The organism is Streptomyces sp. CB01881 (assembly GCF_002953255.1).
Lineage (GTDB): Bacteria > Actinomycetota > Actinomycetes > Streptomycetales > Streptomycetaceae > Kitasatospora.
Map to the genome: position 1 here is coordinate 10,945,514 of NZ_CP026498.1, position 1,221 is coordinate 10,946,734.

General features: G+C 69.0%; 2 protein-coding genes. Both read left to right on the plus strand.

The features are described from left to right. The first annotated feature begins 235 nt into the window (after nt 1-235). Complete coding sequence (locus tag C2142_RS37130) at nt 236-547, plus strand: transposase (protein ID WP_063352655.1); 312 nt, start codon at nt 236-238, stop codon at nt 545-547. A 5-nt stretch (nt 548-552) separates the two neighbouring features. Next, nucleotides 553-1,221 (plus strand): IS3 family transposase (locus tag C2142_RS37135; RefSeq protein WP_241003343.1); only part of this gene is annotated, 669 nt, incomplete at its 3' end.

Here is a 1,221-nt window from a genome sequence, read left to right on the forward strand (position 1 = left end):
CGAGTTGCAACCAGGGCTGATGACCACTGCCGACCATGTGCCCGCGGTCGATGAGGTGCGCGAGTTGCAAGCCCTCCAGGGCTGATGACCACGCGTGGTGGTGGTTCACCGTGTGGCTGCCCGCCCGGGTTGCAAGCCCTCCAGGGCTGATGACCACGGCTCGGGTTGAGGTTCCCCCGAGGTGCGGAAGGTTGCCGGACATGACCTGATAGGTCGTGAGAAGGGAGCCTCTGCCATGGCTGCACCGATGAAGTACCCGCCCGAGTTGCGGCAGCGAGCCGTTGCCGCGTACCGGGCCGCCGACCCGAAGCCCGTGATCCGGCAGATGGCCCGGGACCTCGGCGTGCACCACGAGGCCCTGCGCAACTGGATCCGCCAGGACGAGGCCGACCGCGGCGAGCGCGACGACCGGCTGACCACCGTTGAGAAAGAAGAACTGGCCGCTCTGCGCAAGGAGAACGCCGAGCTGCGCCGGTCCTGCGAGATCCTCAAGGCCGCCTCGGCTTTTTTCGCCCAGGAGCTCGACCCGACCCGGCGACGGTACTGAAGCTCATCGACGAGCACCAGGACCGCTTCGGGGCCGAGCCCGTCCTCCGGGAACTGCACATCCCCGCCTCCACCTACTACCGCTGGCGCCGCGACGTCCACGCTCCGTGCGAGCGCAGGCGCCAGGACATCGAACTGACCGAGCAGATCCGCCGCGTCCACTCGGACTCGGATGCCACCTACGGTTCCCCGCGCGTCCACGCCGTCCTGCGGCGCGAGGGAGTGCACGTCGGCCGTAAAAGGGTCGAGCGTCTGATGCGCGTGGCCGGGCTTCAGGGCGTCAGCCCGCGCCGGCCTCGCTCCTTCACCCGCCGCGACCCGGCGGCCGACCTCGCCCCGGACCTGGTCCAGCGCGACTTCACCGCGAACGCCCCCAACCGGCTGTGGGTCGCCGACATCTCGCTGGTCCCGACCGGCGAGGGACCGTGGTGGCTGGCCACGATCCGCGACGCGTTCTCCCGCCGGATCGTGGGCTGGCACACCTCGGAGCGGGCGGACGCCGACCTGGTCCTCACGGCACTGGAGTACGCCCTCCACGGCCGCCCAGTGGAGCCCGGGAAGCTGATCCACCACAGCGACCACGGCTGTCAATATACGTCCATCAAGCTCACAACTCGCCTACTCAAAGCTGGAATTGAGGCGAGCATGGGCACGGTCGGGGACTCGTTCGACAAT

Excerpts from the sequence above, each read along its gene's own strand:
- C2142_RS37130 (WP_063352655.1), top strand. The coding sequence starts at position 236 with ATGGCTGCACCGATGAAGTACCCGCCCGAGTTGCGGCAGCGAGCCGTT.